Below are 8,446 nucleotides of genomic sequence, written 5' to 3' on the forward strand. Positions count from 1 at the left end.
GATCGGCAGGTAGTCGACCTGCAGCGACTGGCGGGTGGTGACGTCGGCCCAGCTCAGCAGCTTGTTGTCGACCAGCACGAACGGCTCGACGCTGAAGCTGGATTTGGCCACCTCCAGCGCACCGTCTTCACCGATCAGCGCCTGCTCGCGGCCGCCGTCCAGGCCAAGCAGCGTCCAGTACGGCTGTTCACCGGTGAAGCCACGCGGCACCGAGCCGCGTGGCAGCTCCGCGCCGACCGAGCGGACGAAATCGTTCGGGGTCGCGGCGAAGTCGAGCGGCTTCAGCGTGATGTCGCGGATGCCGTAGCGCCAGCTCGGGCCGCCCTTGAGGTCGAAGCGCAGGTAGCGCGCTTCGGTATCGGGCAGGGCCAGCCAGTCGCGGCCACCACCGCCGGCGGTCACCTCGCGCACCGTGGTCCAGGCGCGACCGTCGGCCGAGGAACGCACCACGTAGCGGGTGGCCTCCAGCCCGGGCAGCCATTCGATCACCGCCCCACCGAACTCGCGCACCTTGTGCAGGTCCAGGCTGATCGTCTGCTCGGCCACGCCGCCGCTGATCCACACCGTGTCCGGCTTGCCATCGACGATGCGGTTCTGCAGCGCGGTGGCGGTATCGGCGATCACCGACGGGCTCAGCGAGGAGGTATCGGCCGGCGGCAGTCCCTGCAGCGTGAGCCGGTCGAAACAGACCGTGCCCTTGCCGCCCACCTTGCTGTAGACGGTGAACTCCATCGCAGCGCTGCGCTTGAGCGTCTTGTCCGTCTCCGGGCCCCAGGCCTTGTCGATCTGGCGCTTGCGGTACTGCACCGGCGTCCACGCCTTGGGGAACGCGTAACCGGGCCGGTTGACCCACCACACGTTGTCGCCGCTGGCATCGATCAGCTTGAACTGCAGGTCGTTGGCGGGGGAATCACCGCGCAGCTGGACGCCGAACTGGTAGTTCTCCGGGTATTGGATGCCCAGCTCGCGGCGGATGCCGACGTAGCCGGAGACGTTGTGGAAGTCGTAGTCCAGGCAGAGCGCGCGGCCGCCGCCATTGCCGGCGACGCTGCGCAGCGAACCGCTGACCTGGTCGGAGACGACCAGTTTCCACGGGCTCATGTCGTCGAAGCTGTCCAGCACCTTGGGTGCGGGCAACACCGGCGTCGCCGACGGTGCGGCCGAGGCCGCCAGTGACCAGACCAGACCCAGACCCACCGCGACGACGGCATGCTTCACCCTTTGACACTCCCCAGCAACAGACCTTGGATGTAATAACGCTGCAATGCCAGGAACAGCAGCAGCACCGGAACCACCGTGACCACCGCGCCGGCCATCATCATTTCAACGTCCATGATGTGCTCGCGCGACAGCGTGGCCAGGGCCACCGGGAGAGTGTAGTGCTCCTGGTCGGTCAACACGATCAAGGGCCACATGAAATCATTCCAGGCGGCCATGAAGGTGAAGATCGACAGCGTCACCAGCACCGGCTTGAGCATCGGCAGCACGATCTGGAAGAAGATCCGCAGCTCCCCTGCCCCGTCGATGCGGGCCGCTTCGAGCAGCTCGTCCGGAATCGAACGGGCGTACTGGCGGACCAGGAAGATGCCGAACACCGTCGCCAGCGCCGGCACGATCACGCCGCCGAAGTTGTTGACCAGGCCCAGCTGCTTCATCAGCAGGAACAACGGCAGCATCGCCACCTGCGCCGGGATCACCAGCGCGGCCAGCAACAGCTGGAAGATGCGCTCGCGGCCGGCGAAGCGCAGCTTGGCGAAGGCGTAACCGGCCATGGTGTTGAGCAGCAGCGAACCGAACGTGATCGCCAGCGACACCATCAGGCTGTTGACGAAGTTGTTGGCCATGCCGGTACGCGCGAACAGCTCATGGTAGTTCGCGGTGGTCAGCGAGGACGGCAGCAGCGGCGGCGGGAAATGCGCCGCTTCGCCGGTCGGCATGAACGACACCGACAGCATCCACAGCAAGGGCGCCAGGCTCAGGACCGCGAGCACCAGCAGGCCGCCATTGACCCACCAGGCATGCCAGCGCGATTGACCGATTTCACGACTCATACCAACTGCCTCTTGCGGCCGAAACGCAGCATGATGCTGGTCACGCCCAGGATGATCAGGAACAGCAGGAACGCCACCGCGGAGGCGCGGCCCAGGTTCCACCACTTGAAGCCTTCTTCGAACATGAAGTACAGCACGCTGACGGTGCTCTGCAGTGGGTCGCCACGCGTCATCACGTAAGGTTCGGCGAACAGCTGGAAGTAGCCGGACACGGTGATCACGCCGACCACCAGCAGCACCGGCCCGAGCATCGGCAGGGTGATGTGCAGGAACTGCTTCCAGCGCGAGGCACCGTCGATGCGGGCGGCCTCGTACAGGTCATGCGGGATCGCCTGCAGGCCGGCCAGGAAGATCACCATGTTGTAGCCGAAGTTCTTCCACACCGCGAACAGCATGATGGTCGGCATCGCCCAGTTCGGGTCGCCGAGCCAGTCGATCGGGCTGATGCCCAGATGGCCCAGGCCGTAGTTCACCAGGCCGTAGCTGGTATGGAACAGGTAGCGCCAGATCACCGCCACCGCCACCAGGGTGGTCACCACCGGGGCGAACAGCGCGGTGCGGAACAGCGCCTTGAAGCGTGCGGCCGGGGCGTTGAGCAGGATCGCCGCGCCCAGCGACACCGCGATCGACAGCGGCACGCCGACGATCACGAAGTACGTCGTGTTCCACAACGACTTCCAGAACATCGGGGTCTGCAGCAGATCGATGTAATTGCCCAGGCCGACGAAGCGCAGGTTGTCCCCGTCGGCCAGTGCATACAGGTCGAAATCGGTGATGCTCAGGGCCAGCGCCGAGAACACCGGCAGCCCGAAGAACACCGCGATGACCAGGATGGCCGGGCCGGCGAACATCCAGCCGGCAAGCGAACGCTGCTTCATGGTGCCGCCTCCGTGGCCACTGCACTGGAGTGCTGCCTGTCGCTCACCCCGGAGGATTGCTGGCGGTGCTGCTCATGCATCCAGCGGCGTTTGGCGAGGACCTTGTCCACGCGTGCGTCCAACTCTTTCACTGCTTGATCCTGATCAAGGCCACCACGCACCACCTGTTCGGTGGTGATCCGCATTTCCTGGGCGATCCGCTCCCACTCCAGCACCTTCGGGGTCGGCTTGACCCGCTCGAGCTGGTCGCGGAACGGCTGCGCCAGTGGGTCGTTGGCCAGCGAGGGGTATTCCCAGGTGCTGCGCCGCGGCGGCAGGTCGCCGATGATGGAATGGAAGCGCTCCTGGATCGCCGGCCGCGACAGGAACTCGATCAGCTTCCACGAGGCTTCTTTCTGCTTCGAATCGCGGAAGATCACCAGGCTGGTCCCGCCGGCGATGCCCGCGCCCGGGCCATCCGGACCCGGCAGTGCGGCGGTGCCCCACTGCCCTTCCAGTTCCTTCGGCTGCAGCTTCTTGAATTCGCGGATGTTCCAGGGGCCGGATACGTAGAACACGTTGAAGCCCCGGAAGAACTCGTCCCAGACGTTGGAGATCTGCGTCTCGGACATGCGCGGGGCCCAGCCCTGCGCGAACATGTTTTCGTAGAAGCCCAGCGTCCTGCGGAAGCCGGGGCTGCTGAAGTTGCCGCGGGTGTCCTCGTCGCGCAGCAGCAGATCGGGCTGCTGCAGGGCGAAGGAGAGCTGCTGTTCGAACTCGTTGATCGGCATCAGCACCGCGTAGCGGTTCGGCCCCTGCATCTTCTTGATCGCCGCCATCATGTCGTTCCACTCGGCCCAGGTACGCGGCGGGTGGTCGTAGCCGGCCTTGGCCAGCAGGTCCTTGCGGTAATACAGCAGGCGCGTATCCACGTACCACGGCACGCCGACCAGTTCGTCGTGGATGACGTTGGTATCCCAGATACCCTGGAAATAATCGGCCGGGTCCACCACCTTCGACTGCGCCACGTAGGGCTGCAGCGGGGTCAGGGTGTTGAGTTCGGCGAACTCGGGAATCCAGGTATTGCCCAGCTGGCACACGTCCGGCAGCCCTTCGGCGGCGAACGCGGTCAGCAGCTTTTCATGCGCGGCCGTCCACGGGATGTTCTGCACATCGACATGGATGCCGGGGTTTTCGGCCTCGAACTCGCGGACCAGGCCAGTGACGACTTCGGCCTCGCGGCCCATCGCCCAGAAACGCACAGTGACCCCTTCCGGTTCTTTTCGGCAGGCACTCAACAACAGGCTGCCGGCAATCAGCAGCAACAGACTCAACCCCAGCTTAGGGCGCGACGACGATGGCACTGCTTACTTCCCCTGCTGCTGGTTGCGGTTCGAATTGGAATTGTTCTTCTGTTCCTGGGCTGCTGCCGCACGCGATTCGGCGATGCCGACCGAGCGCGCCGAAGCCGCCTTTTCATCTTTCTGCAGTTCCATCGGCTGATCCTCGCCTTCCGGCGTCAGCCAGCCACCGGTGAAGCCGGCGCGTTCCAGGCCCTTGCGGATGTGCGGATTCTTCTTCATCACATCCCAGACGAAATCATTCCGGTAGTTGGCGATCATGGTCAGGATCGGGCCCTGGTCGATGCCGATGTAATCGCTGGCCACCCAGCCGCGATCCGGGACCAGGCGACCGGTCTTGATCGGGATGTCGTAGTTGAAGCTGGGATTGAACGAATCCAGGAAGCCGTAACTGGAATAGATGTAGTCGCCGTAGCGCTTGTGCATCTCCACCGCGGCCGGGATCACCTCTTCCGGGGCGAACACGATCGAGGCGATCGCCGCGGTCGGCGCGATGGTGCCGTCATCGAAGTTCTCGCGCAGGCCGGCGCCGCGCGACGAGTAGTGGCGGAACTGGCGCTGCTCGCCGCGGTACTCCTGGGTGGTGTTCTGCGGGCCGTCACTGGCGGTCAGGCCCCACACGTTCTGGCCGTAATCCTTCCAGTTCATCGGGTTGGCGATCGCGTATTCGCGCTGCGCCAGGGCCGCCGAGCGGCTGTTGAGGAAGTAGGTGCTGCCCCGCTCGCGCATGTAGGCATCCTGGATGTCGCGGAAGTCGACCCACACATGCGTGTACTGGTGGCCGAACAGCGGACCGAAGGACAGGTATTCCTGGCCCTGGTAGACGCCCCAGTCGTTGTCGTAGGTACGCGTCCACACCGTCCAGGCATCCGGGCTGACCGGATGCGTCGGCGAGCCGAGCGCGAGGATGTAGACCATCATCGCCTCGTTGTAGCCCATCCAGTCGTGATCGATGAAGCCGCTCTCCGGGAACCAGCCCATCGAGATCAGCGGCGCGCGCTGCTGCAGCCACGGCCAGTCCACGCGCTTGTACAGCGTATCGGCGATCTCGCGGATCTCTTTTTCGCGCGCGTCGTCACCGTCGTAATAGGACTGCGCGAACAGCACGCCCATCATCAGCAGCGCGGTATCCACGCTGGAGAGTTCCACCCAGCTGTCGTAGCGGCGGCCTTCCTGCATGTCCAGGAAGTGGTAGTAGAAGCCTTTGTAGCCGCCCTTGCCGGTGCGCTGCGGGCCCATCGGCAGGTCGCGGAAGAACTTCAGCGTCAGCAGGGTGCGGTCGATCGCCTGGTTGCGGCTGACCCAGCCGTTCTCGATGCCGATCGGATACGCCGTCAGCGCGTAACCCACCGAGGCGATGCTGGCGAACGGACGCGACGGGTAACGGTCCGGGCTGAGCCCGTTGACCTCGTTGGTGGTATCCCAGAAGAACTGGAAGGTGCGGCGTTTGCCACCGTGTTCGACAGCAAGCTGGATGTGATCCACCTGGCCAGCGGCAAGCTGCCGGGCACCACAGAGGTCAAGGACGGCACCGGCCTGGCCTCGGGCGCGCTGCTCTACCGCTGGAAGCTGGAGCCCGGCCAGAGCCGCGAGGTGGCGATCGTGCTGCCGCAGACCGGCAGCTGGACCATGCCCTCGGCCTTCGATGCGGCCAAGGCGCAGCAGCAGGTTGCCTCGATGTGGCGGACCAAGCTGGACCAGGTAACGCTGCAGGTTCCCGCCGCCGGCAAGCCACTGGCCGACACGCTGCGCACGTCGCTGGCGCACATGCTGATCTCGCGCATCGGGCCCAGCCTGCAGCCGGGCACGCGATCGTATTCGCGCAGCTGGATCCGCGATGGCGCGATGATTTCCGAAGGCCTGCTGCGCATGGGCCGCAGCGATGCGGTGCGCCAGTACGTGAACTGGTATGCGCCGTATCAGTTCGACAACGGCAAGGTGCCGTGCTGCGTGGATTCGCGCGGCAGCGACCCGGTGCCGGAGAACGACAGCCACGGCGAGCTGATCTTCAACATTGCCGAGTACTGGCGCTACACCGGTGACACCACCTTCCTGGAGGTGATGTGGCCGCATGTGCAGGGCGCCTACCAGTACATGGAACAGCTGCGCCTGAGCGAGCGCACTGAAGAGAACCGCGCGCGCAACCCCGCGTTCTACGGAATGATGCCGGTCTCGATCAGCCACGAAGGTTATTCGGCCAAGCCGATGCATTCGTACTGGGACAACTTCTGGGCGCTGCGCGGCTACAAGGATGCGGCGATCATCGCCAGCACCCTGGGCAAGGCGGAAGCAATGCAGATCAGTGAGTCGCGCGACCAGTTCCGTGACGACCTGCAGGCCTCGCTGCTGGCCGCGACCGCACAGCACAGGATCGACTATCTGCCGGGCTCGGCCGAGCTCGGCGACTTCGATGCGACCTCGACCACGATCGCGCTGGCGCCGGCCGGTGAGCAGGGGCGCCTGCCGCAGCAGTACTTGAACAACACCTTCGAGCGGTATTGGAAGGAGTTCGAAGCGCGCCGGGATGGCAAGCGCGAGTGGAAGGATTACACCCCCTACGAGTGGCGCAACGTGGCCGCCTTCGTGCGCCTGGGCTGGCGTGACCGCGCCTGGCAGGCGACCGAGTTCTTCTTCAAGGACCGCGCGCCGCAGCCCTGGAACCAGTGGGCCGAAGTCGTCTCGCGCACGCCGCGCAAACCGTTCTTCCTGGGCGATCTGCCGCACGCGTGGGTTGCCTCGGACTTCGTCCGTTCGGCCTTGGACATGTTCGCCTACAGCCGCGACATCGACGACAGCCTGGTACTGGCCGCCGGCGTGCCGTCGCGCTGGCTGGAAGGCAAGGGTGTCGGCGTACAGGGCCTGCGCACCCCGAACGGGCAGCTCAACTACGCGCTGCTCCGCAACGACAAGCAGCTCACTCTGACCGTGTCGGCCGGACTGATTCCGCCGGCCGGCGGCGTGGTGCTGCCGTGGCCGTACAGCGGCGAGCCGGGCGCCACCACCATCAATGGTGAGCCGGCGGAATGGGTAGGTGGCGAGCTGCGCGTGATGCAGGTGCCGGCCAAGGTCGAGATCGAGATTCCGGCGTCGGTACGCCGGGCAGAACGCAAGGCACCGTAATGCGGCAGATGACGAAGAGGATGCGCGGCGTGCTGGCCGCCGCGCTGGCGTTGGCGCCGCTGCTTGCGTGGGCGCAGGGCACCGGGGCAGGGCAGGAGATGACCATGGTCACCTTCAACCTGCACCACGACCGCGAAGACTGGCCGGCCCGCCGCCAGGTCATCCTGCGCGAGCTGCAGGCACTCAAGCCCGACGCGATCGCGCTGCAGGAAGTGATCCAGAAGCCCCACGTGCGCAACCAGGCCGCATGGCTGGCGCGCAAGCTCGGCTATGACTACCAGTTCGTCTCCACCGATCCGCCGGGGCGTTTCAAGCGCTATGGCAATGCCCTGCTGACCCGTCGCCCGGTGTTGTCGCGCAACGACCACCTGCTGGCACCGATCAACGACTACCGCACCGTGGCGCATCTGCGCATCGATGTGGACGGCCGCCCGGTCAATGTCTACGCCACGCACTTGAACGAGCGCTCGGACGAAGCCGGCAGCCGCATCCGCGGCGAGCAGGTCGCGGATCTGCTGGCGTTCATCGCGCAGACCGCGGGCGATGCGCCGGTGGTGGTGGCCGGTGACTTCAATGCGCTGGTGGATGCCGGTGACCTGAGCGCGCTGCGCAACCATTACGGCGACAGCTACGGCAGCGTGCACGTCAACAACGAACTGGCCCAGGTCAGTACGCTCAACCGGCACTACTACGAAGCGCCCTCGCGCATCGACCACATCTTCTTCCAGCAGGACCGGTTGCTCGCCCGCGAGGCGAAGATCCTGTTCGACCAGCCGTATGCCGATGGTCGCTGGGCCTCGGATCACTACGGTGTGTGGACCCGGCTGCAGTTTGCGCCGGGCACCGGAAACGCCGGGGCGACGACGCCCTGAGGCACGTGCTGCGTCGTCGATGACGGCGTAGTGCGCGAATGACCGCATCCACGCGTGGCATGGATGCTCCCGGTGCCGCCATCGTGACCGCCTGACCCACGCCGCTTGCTGCGCCACCCAATACCCCAAACGCAGACAGCGGCCCGAAGGCCGCTGTCTGTTTGTTGCGTCACTCACCCAGGATC

At 65.6% G+C, this 8,446-nt stretch carries 7 protein-coding genes; 2 read left to right on the plus strand and 5 right to left on the minus strand.

The features are described 5' to 3' along the window. The 5 genes from ACLFKU_RS41715 to ACLFKU_RS41735 form a co-directional block, all read right to left on the minus strand. Positions 1 to 1,218, minus strand: a 1,218-nt coding sequence (locus tag ACLFKU_RS41715; protein ID WP_410853123.1) for a discoidin domain-containing protein, incomplete at its 3' end; no start/stop codon positions are given. Then, positions 1,215 to 2,051, minus strand: coding sequence for a carbohydrate ABC transporter permease (locus tag ACLFKU_RS41720; protein ID WP_176989448.1), 837 nt, complete (start codon positions 2,049 to 2,051; stop codon positions 1,215 to 1,217). The genes ACLFKU_RS41720 and ACLFKU_RS41715, both read right to left, overlap by 4 nt. Continuing rightward, a complete protein-coding gene (locus ACLFKU_RS41725) occupies positions 2,048 to 2,929 on the minus strand; it encodes a carbohydrate ABC transporter permease (protein WP_123730758.1) in 882 nt (293 codons plus the stop codon). The genes ACLFKU_RS41720 and ACLFKU_RS41725 overlap by 4 nt, the downstream gene beginning before the upstream one ends. After that, positions 2,926 to 4,233, minus strand: a complete 1,308-nt coding sequence (locus ACLFKU_RS41730) for a sugar ABC transporter substrate-binding protein (RefSeq protein WP_410853124.1) — start codon at positions 4,231 to 4,233, stop codon at positions 2,926 to 2,928. The genes ACLFKU_RS41725 and ACLFKU_RS41730 overlap by 4 nt, the downstream gene beginning before the upstream one ends. 42 nt (positions 4,234 to 4,275) lie before the next feature. Then, a complete protein-coding gene (locus ACLFKU_RS41735; RefSeq protein WP_410853125.1) occupies positions 4,276 to 5,754 on the minus strand; it encodes a glucoamylase family protein in 1,479 nt (492 codons plus the stop codon). Here ACLFKU_RS41735 and ACLFKU_RS41740 point away from each other — a divergent pair. Beyond that, entirely contained in the window at positions 5,725 to 7,389 is a 1,665-nt protein-coding gene (locus ACLFKU_RS41740; RefSeq protein ID WP_410853126.1) for a hypothetical protein, read from the plus strand. The genes ACLFKU_RS41735 and ACLFKU_RS41740 overlap by 30 nt on opposite strands. Continuing rightward, positions 7,389 to 8,261, plus strand: coding sequence for an endonuclease/exonuclease/phosphatase family protein (locus ACLFKU_RS41745; RefSeq protein ID WP_410853127.1), 873 nt, complete (start codon positions 7,389 to 7,391; stop codon positions 8,259 to 8,261). Before ACLFKU_RS41740 ends, ACLFKU_RS41745 begins: the two co-directional genes overlap by 1 nt. Positions 8,262 to 8,446: the final 185 nt, after the last annotated feature.

The sequence above is a fragment of the Paraburkholderia sp. EG304 genome (assembly GCF_046543485.1).
Taxonomy (GTDB): domain Bacteria; phylum Pseudomonadota; class Gammaproteobacteria; order Burkholderiales; family Burkholderiaceae; genus Paraburkholderia; species Paraburkholderia youngii.

What these genes read in the sequence shown, in the direction of transcription:
- ACLFKU_RS41745 (WP_410853127.1), top strand. Translation starts at nt 7,389, where the DNA reads ATGCGGCAGATGACGAAGAGGATGCGCGGCGTGCTGGCCGCCGCGCTG.
- ACLFKU_RS41725 (WP_123730758.1), bottom strand. Translation starts at nt 2,929, where the DNA reads ATGAAGCAGCGTTCGCTTGCCGGCTGGATGTTCGCCGGCCCGGCCATC.
- ACLFKU_RS41720 (WP_176989448.1), bottom strand. Translation starts at nt 2,051, where the DNA reads ATGAGTCGTGAAATCGGTCAATCGCGCTGGCATGCCTGGTGGGTCAAT.